23 protein-coding genes are annotated in these 23,321 nt (G+C 46.6%); 16 read left to right on the forward strand and 7 right to left on the reverse strand.

What is annotated here, in order from left to right; genetic code table 11:
- Positions 1-60 precede the first annotated feature (60 nt).
- From NST70_RS07795 to NST70_RS07815, 5 genes are all read left to right on the forward strand, one after another.
- Entirely contained in the window at positions 61-1,893 is a 1,833-nt protein-coding gene (locus NST70_RS07795; RefSeq protein WP_014098301.1) for a sigma-54-dependent Fis family transcriptional regulator, read from the forward strand.
- A 57-nt stretch (positions 1,894-1,950) separates the two neighbouring features.
- Positions 1,951-3,009, forward strand: a complete 1,059-nt coding sequence (locus NST70_RS07800; protein ID WP_235601151.1) for a mechanosensitive ion channel domain-containing protein — start codon at positions 1,951-1,953, stop codon at positions 3,007-3,009.
- 126 nt (positions 3,010-3,135) lie between these two features.
- On the forward strand, positions 3,136-4,113 hold the full coding sequence (locus tag NST70_RS07805) for an MBL fold metallo-hydrolase (protein WP_225620887.1): 978 nt from the start codon (positions 3,136-3,138) through the stop codon (positions 4,111-4,113).
- A gap of 247 nt (positions 4,114-4,360) precedes the next feature.
- Complete coding sequence (locus NST70_RS07810; protein WP_014098298.1) at positions 4,361-4,699, forward strand: SCP2 sterol-binding domain-containing protein; 339 nt, start codon at positions 4,361-4,363, stop codon at positions 4,697-4,699.
- A gap of 221 nt (positions 4,700-4,920) precedes the next feature.
- Complete coding sequence (locus NST70_RS07815; protein WP_014098297.1) at positions 4,921-5,826, forward strand: R2-like ligand-binding oxidase; 906 nt, start codon at positions 4,921-4,923, stop codon at positions 5,824-5,826.
- A 175-nt stretch (positions 5,827-6,001) separates the two neighbouring features.
- Here NST70_RS07815 and NST70_RS07820 read toward each other — a convergent pair whose 3' ends face one another.
- Complete coding sequence (locus NST70_RS07820) at positions 6,002-6,568, reverse strand: O-acetyl-ADP-ribose deacetylase (RefSeq protein WP_014098295.1); 567 nt, start codon at positions 6,566-6,568, stop codon at positions 6,002-6,004.
- A gap of 124 nt (positions 6,569-6,692) precedes the next feature.
- On the opposite strand from NST70_RS07820, the gene NST70_RS07825 reads away from it, so the two are divergent.
- The 5 genes from NST70_RS07825 (at position 6,693) to NST70_RS07845 (ending at position 11,523) form a co-directional block, all read left to right on the forward strand.
- Positions 6,693-6,872 carry an H-type small acid-soluble spore protein gene (locus tag NST70_RS07825; RefSeq protein WP_014098294.1) on the forward strand — a complete coding sequence of 60 codons (180 nt, stop codon included), beginning with the start codon at positions 6,693-6,695 and terminating at the stop codon, positions 6,870-6,872.
- A gap of 100 nt (positions 6,873-6,972) precedes the next feature.
- Positions 6,973-7,728, forward strand: a complete 756-nt coding sequence (locus NST70_RS07830; RefSeq protein WP_026683418.1) for a 3-hydroxyacyl-CoA dehydrogenase — start codon at positions 6,973-6,975, stop codon at positions 7,726-7,728.
- 250 nt (positions 7,729-7,978) lie between these two features.
- Complete coding sequence (locus tag NST70_RS07835) at positions 7,979-9,130, forward strand: thiolase family protein (RefSeq protein ID WP_342476123.1); 1,152 nt, start codon at positions 7,979-7,981, stop codon at positions 9,128-9,130.
- Positions 9,131-9,231: 101 nt separating this feature from the next.
- Complete coding sequence (locus tag NST70_RS07840) at positions 9,232-10,740, forward strand: long-chain-fatty-acid--CoA ligase (protein WP_342476125.1); 1,509 nt, start codon at positions 9,232-9,234, stop codon at positions 10,738-10,740.
- 405 nt (positions 10,741-11,145) lie between these two features.
- Positions 11,146-11,523 (forward strand): helix-turn-helix transcriptional regulator, encoded by a 378-nt coding sequence (locus tag NST70_RS07845; RefSeq protein ID WP_014098290.1) that lies wholly within the window; start codon positions 11,146-11,148, stop codon positions 11,521-11,523.
- Positions 11,524-11,584: 61 nt separating this feature from the next.
- On the opposite strand, the gene NST70_RS07850 is transcribed toward NST70_RS07845, so the two are convergent.
- Entirely contained in the window at positions 11,585-12,379 is a 795-nt protein-coding gene (locus tag NST70_RS07850) for a Cof-type HAD-IIB family hydrolase (RefSeq protein WP_014098289.1), read from the reverse strand.
- Between the two features lie 152 nt (positions 12,380-12,531).
- Here NST70_RS07850 and NST70_RS07855 point away from each other — a divergent pair, with 152 nt between their 5' ends.
- From NST70_RS07855 to NST70_RS07880, 6 genes are all read left to right on the forward strand, one after another.
- Positions 12,532-13,092, forward strand: coding sequence for a DUF420 domain-containing protein (locus NST70_RS07855; RefSeq protein ID WP_014098288.1), 561 nt, complete (start codon positions 12,532-12,534; stop codon positions 13,090-13,092).
- A gap of 147 nt (positions 13,093-13,239) precedes the next feature.
- Positions 13,240-13,623 carry a hypothetical protein gene (locus NST70_RS07860; protein ID WP_260832605.1) on the forward strand — a complete coding sequence of 128 codons (384 nt, stop codon included), beginning with the start codon at positions 13,240-13,242 and terminating at the stop codon, positions 13,621-13,623.
- Complete coding sequence (locus NST70_RS07865; RefSeq protein ID WP_026683417.1) at positions 13,616-14,083, forward strand: aminodeoxychorismate lyase; 468 nt, start codon at positions 13,616-13,618, stop codon at positions 14,081-14,083. Before NST70_RS07860 ends, NST70_RS07865 begins: the two co-directional genes overlap by 8 nt.
- Before the next feature lie 133 nt (positions 14,084-14,216).
- Positions 14,217-15,200, forward strand: coding sequence for an L-lactate dehydrogenase (locus tag NST70_RS07870; protein ID WP_251460303.1), 984 nt, complete (start codon positions 14,217-14,219; stop codon positions 15,198-15,200).
- 676 nt (positions 15,201-15,876) lie between these two features.
- Entirely contained in the window at positions 15,877-16,623 is a 747-nt protein-coding gene (locus NST70_RS07875) for an SDR family oxidoreductase (protein WP_035189853.1), read from the forward strand.
- A 302-nt stretch (positions 16,624-16,925) separates the two neighbouring features.
- Positions 16,926-18,116, forward strand: coding sequence for an MFS transporter (locus NST70_RS07880; protein ID WP_014098283.1), 1,191 nt, complete (start codon positions 16,926-16,928; stop codon positions 18,114-18,116).
- Here the strand turns inward: NST70_RS07880 and NST70_RS07885 are convergent.
- The 5 genes from NST70_RS07885 to glgD form a co-directional block, all read right to left on the reverse strand.
- The gene (locus NST70_RS07885; protein ID WP_035189861.1) at positions 18,113-18,541 is read right to left on the reverse strand and encodes a cell wall hydrolase; all 429 of its coding nucleotides are present in this window, start codon (positions 18,539-18,541) and stop codon (positions 18,113-18,115) included. The two genes, NST70_RS07880 and NST70_RS07885, sit on opposite strands and share 4 nt — an antisense overlap.
- Before the next feature lie 214 nt (positions 18,542-18,755).
- Positions 18,756-19,511 (reverse strand): exodeoxyribonuclease III, encoded by a 756-nt coding sequence (locus NST70_RS07890; RefSeq protein ID WP_014098281.1) that lies wholly within the window; start codon positions 19,509-19,511, stop codon positions 18,756-18,758.
- 23 nt (positions 19,512-19,534) lie between these two features.
- Entirely contained in the window at positions 19,535-20,404 is an 870-nt protein-coding gene (locus NST70_RS07895) for an NAD(P)-dependent oxidoreductase (RefSeq protein ID WP_035189855.1), read from the reverse strand.
- 362 nt (positions 20,405-20,766) lie between these two features.
- Positions 20,767-22,194, reverse strand: coding sequence for a glycogen synthase GlgA (gene glgA / locus NST70_RS07900; RefSeq protein WP_017550405.1), 1,428 nt, complete (start codon positions 22,192-22,194; stop codon positions 20,767-20,769).
- Between the two features lie 13 nt (positions 22,195-22,207).
- The gene (gene glgD, locus NST70_RS07905) at positions 22,208-23,317 is read right to left on the reverse strand and encodes a glucose-1-phosphate adenylyltransferase subunit GlgD (protein WP_035184828.1); all 1,110 of its coding nucleotides are present in this window, start codon (positions 23,315-23,317) and stop codon (positions 22,208-22,210) included.
- Between the last annotated feature and the right edge of the window lie 4 nt (positions 23,318-23,321).

Genomic DNA, 23,321 nt, shown 5'->3' on the forward strand with positions numbered 1-23,321 from the left:
AGAACATCACGACTTTCTTCCTGATGCGCAATTTTCTATGATGAGTCGGAGGGATGAAAGATGGCTGTATGTTATTGGAATACGTGGAAAAAGTTTGTGCAGGAAGGGACATTGGATCCCGAGAGAATCAACAACCGAATCGCTGAATCGTGGTACCGCTGTAAAAAACGGGATGTGAACCCGTATTTGCGGAAAGGGCAGCATATCCTGCCTGTTGAAAAACTATTGGCACACCGGGAAAGGCATAAAGATTTTTTAAATATTGCCGAACGCCATGTGAAAAAGATGGAGCCTGTGTTTCAGGAAGCCGGCATGATGGCGCTCCTGATTGATCCTTGCGGGCATGTGCTGTCCGTATCAGGAAACCGGAAAACCATTTTTGAAGCGCAAAAAATTAATTTTGTCGAAGGGGTTTGCTGGACGGAAGAGCGGGTCGGCACGAATGCGATCGGCACTACGCTTGAGACAGGGGAAGCCGTGATGGTGAACGGCCCTGAGCATTTTTCGGTTGCCTCCCACCAGTGGAGCTGTGCAGCCGCGCCGGTTTACGACAGCCAAAGGAATCTTGTTGGCGTCATGGACTTAACATGTCCATATACCGAATCCCACCCTTTCATGCTCGCCATGGTTTCATCGCTGGCTTATACAGTAGAGCAGGAAATCGTACGCATGGCAAAAAGCCGGCATGAACGTTTCATCCAAAAAGCTGTTGAACTTTCGGACCAGTACGGGGACCGGTTACTCGTCATTACGGATGAAGAAGGAAAAGCCGTTGCGGCAAGCCGGCCGCTTCGGAAGAAAATGCCGGATTATTTTGGTAGAACGATTGAAGAAATGACCTCCCAAACGGATACCATTGTGAACCAATCCATTCCATTGCCTTCCAGCCGGGAAAAAATCGGCACCTGTTTCTTTTTGTCTGAAAATAAAAATCTTTCCGGCACCCTTCTTCAAAAAGAAAAGTTCGTCTTCCGTGGCGTCACCGGTATAAGTAGAAGTTTTCAGGAAACGTTGCGCAAAGCCCGGATTGCTTCCCTTTCCGATACCACTTGTTTTATCACGGGTGAGACCGGAACTGGAAAGGAGCTGGTCGCACGAGCCATCCATGAAAACAGCAGCCGGAAAAACGGCCCGTTTATTGCCGTCAATTGCGGGGCTGTGCCGAAAGAATTAATGGAAAGCGAGTTTTTCGGTTATGCCGACGGGGCTTTTACCGGCGCAAAACGGGGTGGCCATAAAGGAAAATTCGAGCAGGCCCATGGCGGCACCTTATTTCTTGACGAAGTGGCCGAGCTGCCGTCTGCCATGCAAACGGCGTTGCTCCGCGTCCTGCAGGAAAGAAAAGTCGTGCCGGTCGGTTCTGCAAAAGAAGTAAGTGTGGACGTCCGGATTATTGCCGCGACCCACAAGGATTTACCGAAGCTCGTCAAAGAAGGGAAGTTCCGTGAAGATTTGTTTTACCGCCTGTATGTTTTTCCCGTCCGCCTTCCTGCTTTGCGCGAAAGAAAAGAAGACTTGCCTGCTTTGATTCAGTATATCAGCAGAAAGAAAAATCAAGACGTCGAAATCCCGCCGGCGGTTATGAAGAAAATGCAGGATTATCATTGGCCCGGCAATATCCGTGAACTGATGAATGTGATTGAAAACGTCCGACTGCTTGCTGTGGCCGGTGAAGAAGAAGCGGAACGGTATGTGGACGAATATGTTTCCGGAGAGACCGGGCTTAACGGCATGGAAAAACAGGTCACGACGCTGAACCCGCGGGAAGCGATTGAGCGCGATATGATACTGGAAGCTTTGAAACATACGAAAGGAAATGCGGCGGCAGCGGCGAAAATGCTGGATATTCCGCGCAGCACATTTTACAGAAAACTGCGGAAATACGGCTTGTAACGATTGAATGCCCGGTTTCAGGGTATAGAAAAAATATCATCTTGGAACCGGGTGGTTATGTTGTTGGATACAGTATGGAAAGAATTCTCGGACATTCATCTTTTTCGTTTTGCGCTTGATACGGTCGTTTTGCTTGTTGCCGGCAAGCTGTTGAAGTGGACGGTATCCGTGCTTGCAAAAAGGAACCGCCGGCTGCAAAAAACGGTCGAGCCAGCGGTTTATTCAATTACAAACTGGGCTTGTTTATACGGTGTACTTTTGATCTTCCTGTTTGATTTCTCCGATAACAGGTGGTTGTTTTACCCGCTTTATTCCAAAGGCGGGCTCGATGTCACGCCGTTTTTGCTGATTGTTGCTTTAATGATTGTCACGCTCGCGCACAGGCTTGTGAAGCTTCTGACAAAATATGTGCTTTCAACCGTTTATGACCATTATCACGTTGACCGAGGACTCGGGTATACGTTTAACCGCCTCATTTATTATACCGTCATGATTGCTGCACTTTGTATCAGCTTTACAACGGTCGGCCTTGACCTGTCTGCACTTGGGGCGGTTTTAAGCGTAATCGGGATCGGGCTCGGCTTTGGCATGCGCAACATCGCGGCAAACTTCGTATCCGGGATCATCATTTTATTTGAACGCCCGATTGAAGTCGGTGAAACGGTTGAAATCAATGAGGAAACCGGCAGAGTGGAGAAAATCAATCTCCGCTCTACAACGGTCCGGCTCGATAAAAGCGGTACGCTGATTGTTCCAAATCAATATTTTATTGAACAGGTCATTAAAAACCGGACGACGGAAAAGCCTTCTGCTTCTATTCAGGTCAGCGTCAGTTCCGAAATGGATACAAAAAAGGTGGAAAAGCTATTGCACGAGGCTTTTGAAACAGTAAAAGAAGCAGATCATGGTCTCGCACCGGATACGATAGCGTCTGTAAAGTTGATCCGGTTGCGGAACCATAGCTTTGATTTTCTTGTAGAGATCCCGCTTTTGCCGGGCAACCAGAAAGATGAGATTGAAAATGAAATGCGCCATGTGATCGTCCGGCTGTTCCGCGAAAACGGCATTGAATTTGCAAAAGAACCGATCGAACAGGTGATTTTGCGGGACAGTTGAGCCCAGCCCAAAAAGGCAGGTACTTATGGCACCATCTGCCTGATTGGCGGCATCATGCATACGATTAAAAAAAGTGAAAAAGTTTGCCCCAGTTCCTCCGAAAAGTTATGCTTATGGTAGGAGGGGATGGATTTGGCAAGTTTTACAGAGAAAAAGGATTCATGCGACTTCACGAAAGTGGCGGAAAATGTATGGAAACTGGTCGTCCGTTTTCCATTCGGCATGCGGGAGGTCAATTGCTATCTTTTTAAAGGAAAAAAAGGGTACACGATTGTGGATACCGGGGACTTCCATGAAACGGCGAAGGAAACATGGAACAAAGTGCTGGCATCGGTTTTTCCCATTGAAAAAATTGTGCTGACACATTCGCATCCCGACCATCTCGGGCTTGCGAAATGGCTGAAAGAAAAATACAGTGTACCTGTTTTCATGTCCGATTTAAGCTTTCAGACCATGCAGGAAACAAAGGCCCGTTTTGCCGTTTCACATGATAAATACGAAGCGGTTTTGCAAAAGCATGGCGGGCCGACTTTGCCGAAACGGAATTTTGCACGGGAGATCCCGAAATATGATTTTGAACCGGACGGCCTTTTTAAAAATGGCGAACAGGTTCTGCTCGGTGATGATCCTTACGAAGCGATCCGGACGCCTGGCCATGCGCCGGACCATTTTTGTTTTTACAATCGCAAAAAGCAAATTCTGGTGCTCGGAGACCATGTGTTAAAAGACTTGTCCCCCATTGTTGCCGCCTGGTCTGAGAACGACAAAAACCCGCTTGGGGATTATTTTGATTCGCTTGACCGGATTAAAGACCTGCCTGTCAAAGTGGCGCTTCCGGGGCACGGCGGGCTAATTGAGGATGTAAAGGCGCGGGCGGAGAGCATCCGGATGCGCCATGAGCATAGACTCAAGCAAATTGTCATGTCGCTTCAAGAAGGAGAGAAAACAGCGGCGCAAATCTGCCGGGATACTTATGGGGATATGGCAATAAAGCAATTTTTCGCTCCGTTTATGGCAACAATTACAAGATGTCTTTATCTGGAATTTGCCGGAAAAATATCGAGCCGACTGGTGAATGGACAAATTTTATATTTTTTGCCCTGATCAGCTCGCATCTGCTTCAGCTTAAGAGGCAGATGATTTTTTTGCGCCGAAGGAAAAGACGTGCAGCCGGTAAACCAAAAACCGGTTGTTCAAGTTTGCGCAGAAGGTATGGCTTTAGACGGGCGATAAATATAGGGCAAGCAGAAAACCGGGCTTCCGATTTCCCTACATATATAGGAATTGGCCTTGAAAGGTTCGGAATATATAATTAGTTGTGAAAGCCACTTTTACAACAAGGAGGAACCGCATGGAAACCGTTGACGAAATTTTTCAAACAATTGATGCTGCCTTAAAGAAAGATCCTTCCCGGTCACAAGGAATGAACGCGGTATACCAGTTTAATTTAAGTGGGGAAGAAGAAGGGACTTACCATGTCGTTATGCGTCCGGAAGGCAGTTACGCTGGGGCGGGGGAAGCGGAGGATCCGAATTGTACGCTCTCCATGTCATCCGCTGACTTTAAAAAACTGGTGCAAGGCAAAATGAACGGCACGACGGCTTTTTTAACCGGCAAACTCCGGCTGAAAGGGGATATGGGGCTGGCTTTGCGGTTGCAGGACGTTTTGTCAGCATATAACGCTTCCTGATGGAAACAAAAGAAGCGAAAGCCCTTTACAACACCGCTCCTGGGATCCGTTTTGAAAAAGGGAAACCCTGGTGTGGCAAGGGATTCCCGCTCGCTTGGGTGTGCCGGCACAGAAGTTGACCGGATTTTTTGGCGGAAGCTGATAAACCGAGCACCATGCCTGCCGGTTAGAGGCACGACAGGACCGTTCCGGCATGGCGCACCTGACAAGGAGATGAAAAGATGGCGCATGAACGTTTTCAAACCGTTGAGGGTCAAATCAACTGGAATGACCCGATGTATAAGCTTTATGAAAAAGCAAAGCGGAACGGCGGGTGGAATCCGGCTGACATTGATTTCAGCCAAGACCGGGAAGATTTTCTCCAATTAAGGGAGGAAGAGAGGATAGCATCGTTACCGCTTATTTCCTCTTTTTCAGCCGGGGAAGAAGCGGTTACGCTCGATATTTTGCCGATGCTCCATGCGATGGCAAGACAGGGCCGGCTTGAAGACACGATGTTTTTGACTACCTTTTTGCACGATGAAGCCAAACATACGGAAATGTTTTCGCGCTGGCAGCAGGCAGTGGGCGTCGGCGATCTTGATTTATCGGCCTACCATAATGACAGCTACAAGCGGATTTTTTACGAAGCGCTGCCCGAAGCAATGGAGCGCCTGTATACAGACGATTCGCCTGAAGCGGTCATCCGTGCGGCGACGGTTTACAATATGATTGTGGAAGGCGTGCTTGCGGAATCCGGTTATTATTCGTTCAGGCAGATTTATAAAAAAGCCGGCTTGTTCCCGGGCATTTTACAGGGCATTGATTATTTAAATATGGATGAAGGCAGGCATATCCAGTTTGGCATTTATACGATACAGCGGCTTGTAGTTGGAAATGAGGAAAGGTTTAAATTGTTCCATGACTATATGGATGAGTTGTGGATGCATGCTTACGGCGTTGTCGAATACCTTGTCGGACTGGCGGTTTTACAACGGGAACAGTCAAATTTTGAATCGCAGATTGTATTCGAGCCGGATATAATGCGGCAATACGCTGTTAAACAGTTTCATATTCGAAAAAGCAAGATCGACCGGGCCAGAAAATACAAGAACCTTTCCGAATTGGAAGCTGCTGCAGATTCCTAAAACAGAAGACCCCGGGCCCGGGGATCCAGCGGGAGGACAAAGTAAGTTTCCCGGTGAAGCGGCATGGATGTGGAAAAACGGCGGCAGCTGCGAAACATCTGTAAAAATGTCTCTGCTTCCCGGTTTTCCAGCACGTACCGGCCCGGGCAAAAAAGCCGGCATGCTGTGCGAAACCTCAATTTACCAGGATTGTCACTTTATTGCCCGATTTTTCGCTATCATATGAAATGCTTTTCCATTCTGTTGCTGCTTTTTCGTACGCTTGTTTTGTCCGCTCGTCAAAACACACCATCCACACTTCCTGCACCGAGTCGGAAGTTTCAAGGAATGTACAAATGGTGCGGACAGCGATCCGGGCAGCCGCATCCAGCGGGAAATGGTATACACCGGTGCTGATGGAAGGAAAAGCAACCGTTCGCAGTCCTTTCGATTCAGCGAGGCGCAGGCTGTTTTGGTAACTGTTTTCCAATAATTCGGCTTCATGATGGCCGCCTCCCTGCCAGACGGGGCCGGGCGTATGAATGACGTATTTTGCCGGCAGCCGGTATCCTTTCGTCATTTTTGCTTCGCCGGTCGGGCATCCGTTCAATTTCCGGCATTCCTCAAGGAGCTCGGGCCCTGCTGCTCTATGGATGGCCCCGTCCACACCACCGCCGCCGAGCAGTGTTGTATTCGCCGCATTTACGATGGCATCCGTTTTGACTTTTGTAATATCGCCAAGTACGATTTTAAAAGACTTCATCTCCATCATCTCCGTTTCTGTTCTTTGTTTTATTTTAACAGGAAGGGGTGGATGTTTAAATACCGGTATAGTTTCACACTCCCCTATCCATACTTTAATTGTAAAAAGAAACGGAGGTTTTGGTATGGATGCAAGACGTGCGCAGGAAATTATGAATGTGCCAGAAATGGTGACGGTCACTTTGAACGGGGAAAGGATTTACATCGAGCATGTTGACCGGCAGGAAGAAACAGCAACGGTGCATACCCTTGATCATCCGGATAAAAAGATGAGCGTTCCCGTCAACCTTTTGCTGGAACATTAAAACCGCTTTTTGAGCGGTTTTTTTTCGGTTGACAGTGAAAATACAAACATTTAGAATTTTAGATACGGAACAGATCTTCATGGGAGAGGGGTTTAGTCAAATGAATCTGGAAAACAGCACAGCCATTGTAACCGGCGGGGCATCAGGGCTCGGGGAAGCAACGGTAAGGAAATTGGTGGAAACGGGCGCGAAGGCGGTTGTTTTTGACCTTCAACAGGAAAAAGGAGCAAAATTGGAGCAGGAACTAAAAGGGCGGGTTCGTTTTTTCAAAACGGATGTAACGGATGAGAAAAGTGTTCAAGATGCGCTAGAACAAATTGAAAGCGTTAACATACTGGTAAATTGTGCCGGCATCGGAGCGGCGAAAAAAACATACGGCAAAAGCGGCGTACATGATCTTGCCTCTTTTCGGAAAGTGATTGAGGTGAATCTGATTGGCACGTTTAATGTGATCCGGCTTACCGCTGAAAAAATGGCACAGAACAGCCCGAACGAAGAAGGGGAAAGAGGAGTGATCATTAATACAGCCTCGGTTGCCGCTTTTGAAGGGCAGATCGGGCAGGCAGCCTACAGCGCGTCAAAAGGCGGCATTGTCGGGATGACGCTTCCGGTTGCCAGGGATCTTGCCAGCCTTGGCATTCGTGTTGTCACGATTGCACCGGGTGTATTTGAAACGCCGCTTTTCGCTTCTTTGCCAGAAAAAGCAAGGGATGCGCTTGGCAAGATGACACCGTTTCCTCCCCGTCTCGGACGGCCGGCAGAGTATGCGCAGCTTGTCCAAAGTATTGTCTTGAATCCGATGCTGAACGGGGAAACGATCCGACTTGACGGTGCGATCCGGATGCAGCCGAAGTAATGTGAAGCTGATGATGGAAAAATCCGCCTGGCAGGCAGGCACGGGAAACATCTCAAAATCGCACGCGCAAGGCGGATTGGGCCGGTTGCTTAACGGGTCGATAAAAACAGTCCGGGCCGGGCACCATTTTCAAAAGAGTCCCGTGCAAATGCGAGACTAAGACAGGAAATACGGGTTTACAAGCGGAATCGCAGTTTAAAAACGCAGGGTATAAGATGAATGGAATATTTTTATGGTGAGGGGAATGCGGATGCGGGAAGCGGTCATTATAGAAGCGGTTCGGACACCCGTTGGAAAGCGGAATGGATTATTAAGCGGGATCCGGGCAGAAGAGCTGGCGGCGAAAGTTTTACAGGAAGTGGTCGAACGGGCGGGGATATCTCCGGATATGGTGGAAGATGTGATCATGGGCTGTGTTTCCCAGGTCGGGGAACAGGCGTCTGATATTGCGCGGCAGGCAACGTTGATCGCAGGATTTCCGATTGAAGTGCCCGGCGTTACCATTGACCGCCAGTGCGGATCCAGTCAGCAGGCGGTGCATTTTGCAGCTCAGGCGGTTCTCTCCGGCGATATGGATGTGGTGATTGCAGGCGGGGTTGAGAGCATGTCGCGCGTTCCGATCGGCTCCAACAGGAACGGCGCCGCATTCAGCAAGTTGCTCACTGCAAAATACAACATGATCCATCAGGGGCTGTCCGCAGACTTGATTGCGGAAAAGTGGGGCATTAGCCGTGAAAAGATGGACCACTATGCGCTTAAAAGCCACAGGCGTGCATTGCAGGCGCAAAAAGAAGGGCGTTTTGACAGGGAGATCATGCCGGTTGAAGCGGAACAGCCTGATGGCAAGACCGTGACAGTTGTGAAAGATGAAGGCCCGCGTTCAGATACATCGATTCAGAAATTGTCCGCGCTGAAACCGGCTTTTCAGGAAGACGGGCGTATCACGGCAGGTAATGCGAGCCAGATTAGCGACGGGGCAGCTGCCGTTTTAATCATGTCCCGCACAAAAGCAGAGGCACTTGGCCTGAAGCCGCGGTTCCGAATTCTCGCCCGGACCGTTGTTGGGTCTGATCCGACACTGATGCTGACAGGGGTGATCCCGGCTACGGAAAAAGTGTTATGTCAGGCGGGGCTTTCGATTGATGACATCGATGTATTTGAAGTGAACGAGGCATTTGCTTCCGTACCGCTTGCCTGGCTTTTAGAAACCGGCGCCAGTCCGGAAAAACTGAACCCGAACGGCGGTGCGATTGCGCTTGGCCATCCGCTTGGCGCAAGCGGGGCGCGGCTCATGACAACGCTAATACACGAGCTGGAACGAACAAACGGTCGTTACGGCTTGCAAACGATGTGCGAAGGTTACGGTATGGCAAACGCGACGATCATTGAAAGATTGGATTAAAAAACATGTTGTTTCCGGCTGGGGAAAGGAGCGTATCACCGCAGCCGGCGCTTTACTGCGGCAAACGGAAAAACCGGGTTTTTCGAACAGGAGGAGTAAAAATGTTTGTTGGGCAACAGCTCAAATGGCATGCCATTCATCAACCGGACCATATCATTACGTCTTACCGGGGAAAGAAAATGACTTATGCTCAATTTTACCGGGAGGCGATAAATGTCGCCGGCTTTTTCCAAAAAAAGGGGTACAAAAAGGGAGACATTATTGCCCTTTTTCTTCATAATTCCGATGTGCTGCTCATTGCCTATTATGCCTGCCAACTGGGCGGTTTCACAGCCATGCCTGTCAATACAAAATTTGCACCACCCGAAGTGCAGTATATTTTTCATCACTCAGAAGCAAAAGCCCTCATCTATGATACCCGTCTGCTCCATATATTGCATGAAATTCCGCGCGAGTTTCATCAATTCCAAGACCGCCTGATGGTCGGCGGGGAAGACACATTCCGGGCTATTGCCGGAGAAAATACGGATGCTTTTATGCCTCCCCAAATAGAGGCAGATGATACTGCTGTGATTTTTTATACATCCGGCACAACCGGCAGGCCAAAAGGCGTCATGCTGTCTGCCGCAAATGTCCGGGCAGCGGCACAAATCTGGGCTGAGGCAATGGATTTAAGCAGGGAAGACCGTGTGCATATTGTCACCCCATTATTCCATTGCGCGGCATGCCATGTCTTTAGCATTCCGGCCATCTACCGTGGTGGCACCATGATCATAGAAGAACAATTTTCCCCTGAGAAAACGCTTGAAACAATGGAAAAAGAAAAAGTTACTGTTTTCTTCGGGGTGCCGGCAATGTACAGTATCCTTCTCAATACGCCGAAAATGGCTGAAGTTGACCTGTCTTATTTGCGATTGTTCTGTTATGGTGCGTCTCCGATGCCGTATGAACGTGTGCGCCAGTTAAAAACGCGTTTTCCGACAGTAAAAGTACAAAATTTATACGGCCAGACCGAAAATGCGCCGGCAGCTTCAACATTAACTGACCGTTTTGCTATGGAAAAGGCAGGTTCGGTTGGCCAAGCATTGCCGCAAACGGAAATTCAAGTGGTAGATGCGGGCGGTTCACCTGTTCCCGCCGGGGAAGTAGGCGAAATCATCGTTAAAGGGCCGCAAGTCATGAAAGGATATTTGAAAAATGAAGAAGAAACGCGGAGGGTATTGCAAAACGGTTGGCTTTACAGCGGAGATTTGGGCTATTTCGATGAAGCCGGCTTTCTGTATTTAGTTGACCGTAAAAAAGATATGTTAATACGTGGAGGCGAAAATGTTTATCCGGTGGAAGTAGAGGAAGTGCTGTATGAAATGCCGGAAATTTTGGAAGCGGCAGTAGTCGGAATTCCGCATGAAATATACGGGGAAGTGCCAAAAGCCTATATTGTCGTGAAAAAAGGCGAAACATTGACAGAAGAAAAAGTGTTTGCCTATTGTTCGGGAAAACTTGCAAAATATAAATGGCCGGCCGAAATTGAATTTTTACAGACGCTTCCACGAAATGCGAGCGGGAAAGTTTTAAAACACGTTTTGCGAAAACAAATTTCCGGGGTGTAAGGCAAACAGCACGGCAGCAAAAAATACCCATTTTGAGAAAGGGCGCCCGTGCCGTTTGGGAAAAGCGTAATGCCGGCAATGCGCCGGTATTTTTTTGTTTAATTTGGTTTAATAACACTATGTGCTAAAAGATAAATAACTTTTGACCAAATGTTTGCACGATAAAAATGAACGAATTTTTACCATTCTTTTGCCGGCTTAGCCGGATGCACGGTTGATATAAAACGCGACTCCATTTTATAGAAATGAAAGGGTTTCAGAGCAGATTTCATAAAAATTACACAATGTGCTAAAAACACAATAAAAAAACAAAAAACCTACAACTAAAATAACATACGTTCGAGTGTTATTTTTTGTGTGCTGCCGGTACATTTTACTATAATGGAAGAAAAAGGGGTGAGTAGCATGGCGGAAAAACGGCAAAGGGAGAGTACCGGCTTTTTAATCAAACAGCGCGCCTTTTTAAAACTTTATATTATCACCAATATTGAAAACGGACGGTGGTACGGGCTGCAGCTTTTGGATGAATTGAAAAAAGAATTTAAGCCGCTCGGTTTCGAACCGCAGCATTCCGAAATCTACCGGGCGCTTCATGAACTGGAAGATGAGGAGCAAATTTTGACCAAAATAAAAGTAAAACCGGACGGGGCAAAAAGAAAAGAGGTTGTTGTATACAAAATCAAAGACATGGAAAAAGCAAAAGCGTACAAAAAACTTGTCAAGGCTGACTTGGAACGGTGCGAGCAGCTCTTGCGAAAAGCGCTTCAAGATAATTTTTCATAAAAGAAGCCGGGGTTGCCGGCTCTTTTTATTCATTTTTCACTGCTAAAACGGACGCTCCCCCTTATGCTTGATCGATCACCCCGAGCATTTCCAAACCATGGTAAATACCGGATTCGGTAACGCTTGTCGTCCGGTGTTTTGCATAAGCAAACAGTCCGGGGTTGCTGTTTGCCATCGCAAAACTTTCGCCGACTGCCTCCAGCATTTCTTTATCGTTCATGCCGTCCCCAAACGCAACGGCTTTTTCTTTTGGAATGCCGAGGATATCCAGGGTTTTGGCTACAGCCATGCCTTTATTCACTTTATCAAGAATAACGTCGTAACAATGCCTGAATCCATCAATGTTGACCTGGGATAAATGCAGGCCGGGCAAATCTGCATACAATGCGGCGCCGTTTCCCCGGACATTCACAAGCGTAATGCCCAATACTTGATCAAGTACTGCCGGTGTAAAAGGGGCGTTTTGGCGAAGGTGGATTTTTTTTATAAAACTTTTCACTTCAGGCACATCAAAAGAAGTGATAAAGTTTTGCCGGTCCGTATACAAAACGACTTCATGTCCGTGCTTTTCGGCAATGCCAATAAATTTATCGACAATTTTAGGGTCCATTACCGTTTTAAAAAGGTTTTTTCCTCTATAGACAGCAAGTGTGCCGTTATAGCCGATCGCGGATTCGATTTCCAGTTCGTCCATCAGCCACGAAATTTCATGAAGCGGCCTCCCGGTTGCCAGGAAGACTTCCATGCCGTGCTTTTTTGCTTTGACCACGGCCTTTTTTGTTGAAGGCTGGATCGTATCTTCCGGTGTCAAAATCGTTCCGTCTACATCTAAAAAAAGTGCTTCATAGTGTCCCATCATTTCGCTCCAGTATGTATAATTTTTCACTTTTACTTTACCACAAATAAAAATGAATGTGAAAAACTTCGCTATTGTTGTTTGTCTACCAATCTTCATGCTATCATGAAAGCATATGATTACAGAATATAAAATGCGGGGTGCATGAAAACATGAATAAAGGGAACAGTCCTTCTTACCAACCGAAAAGTGATAAAAATTTTACGGCGCTGATTATCACCGTTTCCCTTATCGCAAATATTATCATTTTGCTGCTCTTTTTTACGAACATCGGTTACAAGGGTAAAGTAGGATTTGATATTTATATTTTGCCGAGGATGAACGCCGTTTTTAACAGCTTTACGTTTATTTTTCTCGTCTGCGCGCTCATCGCCATTAAACGGAAAAATATCAATGTGCATAGAGGATTTGTACTGGCCGCTTTTGCGTCAACGTTTTTGTTTTTGCTTTCTTATTTGACATTCCATTATCTTTCGCCTGAAACGGCAAGATATGGCGGGGAAGGGGCAATCCGGTTCATCTATTTCTTTATCTTGATTACCCACAGTTTTCTCGCGGCCATTATTGTTCCGCTTGCTTTGTTCGCACTTGTGTGGGGATGGACAATGCAGGTGAAAAAGCACAAAAAAATTGTCCGTTGGGCGATGCCAATCTGGCTTTATGTCAGCATCACCGGCGTGATCGTTTACTTGATGATGGCACCGTATTATTAAAGAACAGTACACCAGCCGCTGGTCCGGTTGGTGTTTTTTTTGTGCAACTTTTGTCATAAATTCTTGTTTTTTATCGAAAATAAAAGGCTGGACATGTATAATAATAGGGTACAGGAAGAAGATTTTTGAAGGAGGGGTACATATTTGATGGTCTGGACATTGGTAATTTTATTTGCGGTATCCGTTGTGTTGCTGATCATGTCCATCTTTAAAACGCGGAACCGTGCGAAAGAGGAACAGCAGGAATTGGAAACGGTGCATTTGGCACTCATGGATGAAATCAATCATCTGAAAGACGGCATCCGGACGCTTGAACTGGAAATGGACATTCTTGAAAAAGAAGCCGGCATCCAGCTTTCTGCCTTTGATAAACAGTTCAGGCTTGAAGTGCTGGATTTATATAAACGCAACTACTCTATTGAAAGCATTGCAGAAAAAAAACAAGTGACAAAAGCGGAAATTGAGGAAATTCTGGCCCCGTTTATGGCGGCGCAAAACGAAAGGAGCAAGGTTGCCGGTGGGAATGAATAAATTGAGCAGCTTTGCCGCAGGGATTTTGCTCGCCACGGCTGTAACAGGCGCCGTTTATTTTTCCGAAACAGGCAAAGCAGCGGACAATACGGTGAAAAAAACAAATACGGCTGAAACTGCAAAACTCTCCAACAGCCAGATGAAAGACAAACTAGAGCATGCAGGATATGTCGTTCAAACCAAGGCTGCATATGACAAAGATCTGGCTGATGCGAAGTCATCCGCTGAAAAATCCGCGAAAACCAAAACCGTCAACCGGGTTGTGTTCCAGGTGACGGATGGGATGACGAGCATTGATGTCGGCAAATTGCTTGAGAAAGCTAATATCGTGGATGATGCATTTCAATTCAGTAAAGATGTCGAAAAGAAGGGTGTTGAGAATCATCTTCGCCCTGGTACTTATGTCGTGGACAGCACGATGAGTTACGATAAAGTGATTTCAACCATTTTTAAAAAATAATCATGAAGCTAGCTGCCTGCCGTACTGCGGACCGGGCAGCTTTTTTTGCGCCGTTTTTCCGGTTTACGAAATTTTCACTGCAATAGTATGATTTTAAATGTTAAAATAAAGAAAACAAGGAGGGAAGACAACTGTGAAAAAGACAAAATTAGTAGTTGCAGGCGTTGGGCATGTCGGTTCGTATGTGCTTGCAAATGCGATGAAACTGGGCCTTTTTTCGGAAATTGCTGTATTGGATAAAAAGAAAGGGGTCGCATTTGGGGAAGCGCTCGATTGGAGACATGCCACGGCACTTACATATATGCCAAACACAAGCGTGAAAGCAGGGGATTACTCGGAATGCGCCGATGCGGACGTCATTATTTGTGCAGCAGGGCCAAGCGTGCTTCCGTCGGAAAAAGACGAAATGCCGGACCGGGCAGGGCTTGCCAGGACGAATGCCGCCGTGGTGCGGGAAGTCATGGCAGGGATTACGAAATATACAAAAGAAGCTGTCATCATTTTCATTACAAATCCGCTTGATACGATTGTCTATATTGCTGAAAATGAATTTGGCTATCCGAAAGGGCGGATATTCGGAACAGGCACCATGCTTGATTCGGCCCGCCTCCGCCAGATTGTTGCCGAAAATTACAGCATTGATCCGAAAAGTGTAACGGGTTATATGATGGGCGAGCACGGGTTTACCTCATTTCCGGTTTTTAGCCGTTTAAATGTACAGGGATTCCGTGAAAAAGAACTGGACAGCGTGTTTAAGGGAAAAGAACCGTTGGACAGGGAAGCTTTCAGACAAAAGGTGGTGAAAACCGCTTTTGATGTCCTGAATGGGAAAGGGTGGACCAATGCCGGTGTCGCTGAAGCTGCAGTGACATTGGCAAAAGCCGTGATGCTGGATGAAAAAAGCATTTATCCAGTTTCCGCCACTTTGCATGGTCAGTACGGATATAATGGTGATGTCGCTTTAAGCATACCAAGTGTCATCGGCCGTAACGGAATCGAACAACAGCTTGAAATTGAACTCGATGAACAGGAAACATCCTGGCTGCACGAATCGGCAAAATCGATCCAAAATACAATGGCATCGGTAAAAACCGGAAAATCGTATATTCAGGCTTGATCTAAAAAATCCGCTGCATTATACAGCGGATTTTTTAGGTGAAAACGATTCTGGCCAAAGATAATCTCTGGGTACAAGGGAAAAGGAGTGGCCGGGCAACTCCGCAATGTGATGATTTTTATCTAGTTAACATAATATATATTATAGCTAGTTGAGGAGTAAAACGAAATTTTGTCTCAAAAAAGAAGATTACTTAAAACATTGAGACAGAAACATTTTTTCCGTGAAACACAATCTTTATTGCATCTTTCCATCTCATCAGGATTTCGGTTTGTCCGGTATGCGTTTCATTGATCGTTCCAGATTTATTCCATCACGCAGCGTTGTTGCATTTTCGCACATGCTTTCATTGAGTCATCTAATCTTGGTTTGTTCTTTTATTTGCAATCCCTGCACATTCTTTTGCCTTAAAATTCTTCTTCTGGCTGATTTTCCTATATTTGTGCATGAATGAGCATTCCTCATCGGTTTCATTTTTCGCCTGTTTTTTCTTTAAAATAACTGCAAGTGTTTATCCTTTTTTGATGGTTTTAAACCTGTCTATTGATATAAGTCGATTTTTCGAACTGTTCTTTCCTTTTATTGTAAACCTTTTCTTGCGGTGATACACTAAAAATTGTAAAGAAAAGTAAACGCTTACTTTTTCTAAGAATATATCCATCAGGAGGTATGCATCATGTCAGGCAAAGTTGCAGTGATTACAGGCGCCGGCAGCGGGATTGGCCGGGAAACCAGTTTAACTTTTGCACGTAAAGGCGATTCCGTTGTGGTTGCCGATATTGATGAAGAAAAAGGGCTTGAAACGGTGGAATTGATCAAACAAGAAGGCGGAGATGCTGTTTTTGCCAAGACGGATGTTTCCAAATTCGAAGAGGTTGAATCACTTGTCAATCAGGCGGTTGAAATATACGGGACGATTGATGTGATGTTCAACAACGCCGGAATCGGAACGCTCGGGCATATCCTGAGTTTGAAAATAGAAGATTACTTGCGTGTCATTGATGTCAATCAGCACGGCGTTGCATATGGAATCATTGCCGCTGGCAGAAAAATGCGCGAGCTGGATGTCAAAGGCGTTATTATCAACACGGCTTCCGTATTCGGATATTTGGCCAGCTTCGGTACTTTCCCATATCAGGTTGCAAAAGGCGCAGTCCGGATGATGACCCAAAATGCTGCGCTTGAACTAGCACAATACGGTATTCGCGTCGTCGGCATTGCACCGGGCAGTGTGGATACGCCGATTATACAGGCATATAAAGATGCCGGAATGACACAAAAAATGACAGAACAGCAAATGCGCAAAAAACTGATCCGTCCTGAAGCCATTGCAAATGCGGTTTATCTATTAACGCTTGAAGAAGCAGATGTCATTAACGGAAGTGTTGTCATGCTTGATGACGGCTATGCTTCTTTCAAATAACTTTCTTCATTTGTTTTTTTCACACGTCCCCTATTCCTCCCCGTTCCGTTCAAAAGGGCCTCCTCCCTTTTGAACCGGATGTGGATATCCCCCTCTCTATTTCTTTAATCTTATGGCCACCTGCACGAAAAAGTGAAAATCCAAACGCTATACGATAGCAAATGAACCTTAGCGCAGCGGTTCTTTTTGTCATTTTAGTGGCAAATTATGTTACAATATTCATACAGCTCTCGTTGTGGGTCTGGCTGTCTTCGTCCACTCCTGGGCGATTTGAAAGAAATTACGAGAAAGTGGGAGTATGTATGGGAAGTCAATCATTTACATCAGCGCCGTTAGAGGCAGAAAATCCTTTTTTTCGCCGTGCGCTGTTTACGTTCAGCGGTGCGCATTTTTTAAATGACCTGGTGACAACCGGCATGGTCCCTGCCCTTGTTGTCATGTACAAGCATGCGCTCCATTTGAATTATACGCAATCCACTTTAATTGTGCTGGTTTCTTATTTTACTTCATCGGTCACACAGCCGGTTTTTGGCATACTGACGGACCGGAAACCACGGGTCTGGCTTTTTTCGTTTGGTGTCTTTTTATCGATTGCCGGCCTGAGCCTAACCGCAATTGCGCCATCACTCACATGGCTTTTGCTTTTTATTGCGCTTTCCGGATTCGGGTCAGGCGTCTTTCATCCGGAAGCATCACGCGGCACCCATTTTGCGTCCGGGTATAAAAAAGGATTGGCACAGGCAATATTCCAGGTTGGTGGAAATGCCGGACAGGCTTTCGGGCCGCTTATGATTCCGCTCTTTTTGGTACATACCGGCATACACGGCCTGATCTGGTTGCTTCCGGTTGCTCTTTTATCCCTTATTTTAACCGCCCCTTTACTTGGCTGGATGAACAGCAAAGTGCAAAATATCCAGCGCCGGAGAAAAGAAATCGCCGGAAAAAACCATATTCCCGGCGTCATCCTGCTTGTTCTGGTCATTATTTTGCGTTCCTGGTGCCAGGTCGGGGTTGTCATTTTTCTTCCGTTTTACATGAAACATGCAAGCTTGGAAATGAGCGAACTATTGAACTTTGTCTTTGTCGGGGCCGGGGCACTGGGCACACTTTTTGGCGGCATGATTTCGGACCGGGCCGGCATGAAACGGCTGCTTGTCGTGTCCATGTTCCTTGCCACGCCTTTTGCACTGCTGCTTCCGCATTTAAGCGGCTGGCTGGCTGTACTCGATTTGCTCTGTTTCGGTTTCAGCGTCCTTTCAAGCTTTTCTGTCGGCGTGATCTATATGCAAAAGCTGTTGCCTAAAAATATCGCGCTTGCATCCGGCCTGTCAATTGGTTTCGGGGTCGGCGCCGGCGGGATCGGTTCTGTTTTCATGGGCGGCGTTTCTGATATGTTCGGGGTTGCCAGTGTATTTACCATTTTATCTTTCTTGCCCATGATCGGTGCTGTTATATCCTGCTTCTTGCCAAACGAAAAAAGGCTCGCAAATTAAAAAGTGTTATACACATTTTCGCATGTTTCAGCTGTCGGTTCGTAAAAACAATGCAATTTATACCGGGCAACGAACGGCTGGTCGTACCATGTGGGCGGGCAGTCCCCCTGCGGCCTGAAATACCATAAACTGTATTTGGCGGGCCAATGCCTTTCGCCGTTAATCGCACGTCTGGCCAACCGCCGTTCGCTTTCCCGTGCCCGCTGGTAAAAATATCCGTGAATCACTGCTTCAAAAGCATGCGGCTGATAAACCATTTGCGGAATGGTCCGGAGTCCGATAAAATCCGAACAATTCGCCCTGATCCGGTTTACGCCGACATTGCCGACAAGCAGCATGCCAAGCTGCCCCTCTCCTTCTGCTTCCGCCCTTAAAAGCCGTGCCAGTAAATCGATGTCTGCACTTGATGCCTTTACGACTGCCATTTTAAGCCTCCCTGAATTTGCAAATTGCGCACAAGTTTCGCTTTTTATCTTATGCCGCAAAACACAAAAAGAGAACCCCGCCTGTGTCCGGAATAAATCAAGCACCCGGGCGGAAAACACCGGATGCTTGATGTTTGTTAAATCGGAAGAGTACCGGGCTTTAAGTTTGGGCGCACGGCACAAAAGGGCAATCGGCAGAAACGGATCCTGCAAATTAAAAATTGGTTTCTAAAAATACCGGACAGTGGTCACTGCCCATGATCTCCGGATACATGCCGGCATCTTTTAAACGGCCGGCCAGTCTTTTGGATACGAGAAAATAGTCAATCCGCCAGCCGATATTCCTTTCCCTCACTTTGTTCATATAAGACCACCATGTATAAGCGCCTTCCCGCTCAGGATAAAAATACCGGAACGAATCAATAAATCCGCTGTTCAGCAGCCCGGTCATTTTACCGCGTTCTTCCGCTGTAAACCCAGAATTGCCAACGTTATTTTTTGCATTTTTTAAATCTATTTCCTGATGGGCAACGTTCATATCGCCGCATACAATGACTGGCTTCTTTTTGTCAAGCTCCGTTAAATAGGCCCGCATCCGGTCTTCCCATTCGAGGCGGTAACCGAGGCGGGCTAGATCGCGCTGGGAATTCGGCGTATAAACATTAACCAAATAAAAATCTTCATATTCGAGTGTCAAAATCCGGCCTTCCGGTTCTGTCCGATCTTCGCCGACGCCGTAGCGCACGGAAAGCGGCTCTTTTTTTGTAAAAACGGCCGTGCCTGAATACCCTTTCCGCTCGGCATAATTCCAATATTGATAATAGCCGTCCAAATCAAGGGCGATCTGCCCTGCCTGCAGTTTCGTTTCCTGCACGCAAAAAATGTCGGCGTCCGTTTCTGCAAAAAATGCAAGAAACCCTTTTTTTACACAGGCGCGGAGCCCGTTCACATTCCAAGAAACAAATTTCATCCCCGGTTTCTCCTCCATTGCATTTAAAAGTTCAGCTGTTTTAATGCTTGATAAACCGCAGCGACGTCCGCTTTTCCGGTTCCGTCTGCTTTCGCCCGGCTGTATGTTTTTTCGGCTGCATCCGCCAGTGGCAGCGACATACCGGCTTTTTTGATTTCCTCTTTTGCAAGGCCAAGATCCTTTGCCATTAATTCGAGCATAAATGCAGCCGGAAAATCTTCTTGTAAAAATGCCTTCTTTTTCATTTGGAAAATAGGTGTATTGCATGCAGAAGCCGAAATCATTTCAATCAGATCCTTCTTTTCAAGCCCTAGTTTTTCCCCGAAGAGAATGGCTTCGGACGCTCCCTCGATCGTCAGGCCGAGCAGCAAATTAATCGATAATTTCGCGGCACTGCCTTTTCCGTTTTCGCCAAAATGAATGATGGTTTTTCCTAATACTTCAAACATGGGGCGCACAGCATCAATCTCTTCTTTCCGGCCGCCGGCAAGAATGACGAGATTCCCTTCTTTTGCAGGCTGTACTGAACCCGATACCGGTGCATCAATAAAATGCCCGCGCTTTTCTTCCACCCATTTGGCAAAACGGATGGAATCGGAAGGGCTGACGGTACTCATATCCACGACTGTTTTCCCTTTCGTAAGGCCGGCAAGCACCCCGTCCTCTCCTTGTAAAACGTTTTCTACTGCCGCGGCATTGGTCAGCATCGTGACAATGACGTCTGTATTTTCGGCGATGTCTTTCGGCGTTTTGCAAACGGCTGCGCCGGCTTCAGCTAGTTTTTCCGTTTTCTTAATTGTGCGATTATACACAAACAAATCGAAATGCGCATCTAAAAGGCGGCGGGCCATCGGAGATCCCATATGCCCTAGACCGATCCAACCTATCTTCATGACAAAAGCCTCCATATTTAGACAAATTCACCTGAAAAGCCATAAGCTTTAAAGGGATATTCTGTTCTTATTCTAATGTTAAAGAAAAAATGCGGCAAGAAATACGCAATTTTTGTAGAAATATTTGGTGTTTGTATTGAAGAAAAAAGCGGTATTATACAAGTACAATCGATGTTCGCCAATCCTTGTGTGGGGGGGTGGGAAAAGTGAAAATCAAAGTCGGAAGCTGGAATATGTTAACGCTTCAAGATAAGTTATCGATTTTAAAGGCCATCAGCCGGAGAAACAAACATGGGCATCAGTAAAAGGCGCCAGTACGAAGCAGGCGCCTTTTTCCATTTTGTTTAAGAGCTCCCCGTTCTTTACGGGCATAACTCTTCATACAGCCGGATATATGCATTTGCAGAATGTACCCAGCTGAAATCAAGCCCCATCACCCGTTCAGATAACGACTGCCATGTTTTCGGCTGGTAGCGGAAAAACCAAACGGCCCTTTCAATCGTGTACAGCATATCGTGCGCGTTATAGTTTGTGAACGAAAACCCGTTGCCTTCGCCCGTGAATTCATTGTACGGCTTTACGGTATCTTTCAGCCCGCCGGTTTCACGCACAAGCGGCAATGTGCCGTACCGCATGGCGATCAGTTGCCCGATGCCGCACGGTTCAAATTTGGATGGCATTAAAAACAAGTCACTGCCCGCATAAATTTTATGGGAAAGGGCTTCATCAAAATAAATATGTACGGATACCTGACCTGGATACTGGCTTTCAAGATGCCGGAATGCTTCCTCGTACTGATGCTCGCCTGTGCCAAGAAGTACAAACTGGACATTTAAACTTAACATCTCATGGATCACATGCAGCACCAGATCGATGCCTTTTTGTTCTACCAGCCTTGTCACCATTGATATAACGGGAATGCCGGAATCCACTTGCAAATGGAAGGCTTCCTGCAAGGCTTTTTTATTCTTTAATTTTCCCGGGTAGTCCTCATATGTAAAGAACAGTGCATCGTCTGTTTTGGGATTGTAAGCATCCGTATCAATCCCGTTGATAATGCCTTCCAAGCGGTTGCTTTTCATCCGCAAAAAGCCGTCAAGATTTTCCCCGTAATACGGCGTCTGGATTTCCCGGGCGTATGTCGGGCTGACGGTTGTAATGGCGTCTGCATAAGCAATCCCTGCCTTTAAGTAGCTGACATTCCCGTAAAATTCAAGACCATCCACATGGAAATATAATTCGCTTAAATCGAGCAGATCTGACAGGACACTTTTTGGAAATACCCCCTGGTAGCGCAAATTATGAATCGTAAACATCGTTTTGATGCCCTGGTAGAAAGGATGGCTGGAAAAATGCGCTTTTAACAGTACGGGAATCGGCCCGGTTTGCCAGTCATGGCAATGAATGACATCCGGTTTTTCATTCAAATAAGGAAGGGCTTCAAGCACTGCACGCGAAAAAAAGGCGAACCGTTCGCCATCATCGAAATAGCCGTAACTCCCATGCCGTTTAAAATAATACTCGTTGTCCAAAAAATAATAACGGATCCCCCCTTCTTCCAATGTTTCAATCCCGCAATACTGCTTCCGCCATCCAACCGGCACGGTCAGGCTGGTCATAAAGGAGAGGCGCGCTTTCACTTCAGGCTGTAAATCTTCATATTTCGGCAGGATGACTACCGGATGGATCCCCGCTTTTTTCAAAGCTTTGGGCAATGCCTGGATCACATCGCCCAACCCCCCTGTTTTAATAAATGGTGCGCATTCTGAAGCAGCAAATAATACGTTCATCTTGTCTCCTCCATCAAATGATCTCTTTTTTGGATAATACTGTCGGATGCGACGGGGTCCCGACAACCACCTTATGCTGGGTAACGGCTACCTGCTTGTCTGCGATGACATTTTCCAATACCGCATCTTCTTCCACTTCTGATTTTTGCATGATGATACTGTTTTTCACGACTGTTCCTTTTTTGATTTTTACGCCGCGGAAAATAATACTGTTTTCCACCGTCCCTTCAATTAAACAGCCGTTCGCAATAAATGAATTTTTTACGTCCGCTGTTTGTCCGTATTTTGTCGGCGGCTCATGTTTGATCTTGGTCAGAATTTCCCAGTCGCTGTAAAAGAAAGCGCGGATCGTATCCGGGTCGAGCATGGCCATGTTTGCCGCGTGGTAACTGTCCATGGAGTGGATAAAGATCATATTGCCGCGGTGGTGATACCCCTTAATTTTAAATTTATGGACATTCGCTTTGATCGCATCCCGCAAAAAGTCATATTCTCCGTTTTCATAACAGGTTTGGATGAGATCCATCAGCAACGGTTTTGACAGCACATAGGTTTCCAGGCAGACAAGATCACCCTTTTGCGGAGCGGTAAACAGTTCGATGTCCCGTACGTTGTCCTCTTTATCTACCACTACTTGATGATAGTTCGGTTTTTGGATCGGCTCCCCGTCATATTTTCTGTATACAACGGTGATATCCGCCTGGCTTTTCTCATGGGATGCGACCAGCTCACAAATATCGAGTTTGCTGACGTTGCTTCCCGGCGAGATGATGACAAGGTCTGCCGAGGCCCGTTCAAAGAATTCGCGATGATCATAAAAGCCCTGGATATCCCCCTTCAATTTTGCATCATCGGCAACCGGCGGCAGGATAAACAGCCCGCCGTCGTACCGGTCCAAATCCCATTCCTTTCCGGAACCAATATGGTCTATGATCGATCTGCCGTTGTCTTTCGTAAAAACGGCAACCTGGGTAATTTCAGCATGAATGAGATTGGAAAGTGCAAAATCAATGAAGCGGTATCTGGCGCCGAACGGAACGGAAGCAAGGCAGCGGTGTTTCGTCAGCTCCTTTAAAATCGGCTTTTCGTTGATCAAATTGATAACTCCTAGTACGTTCGTCATGTTT

It is taken from the genome of Weizmannia sp. FSL K6-0777 (assembly GCF_038593185.1).
In the GTDB taxonomy this organism is placed as follows: domain Bacteria; phylum Bacillota; class Bacilli; order Bacillales; family Bacillaceae_C; genus Weizmannia; species Weizmannia faecalis.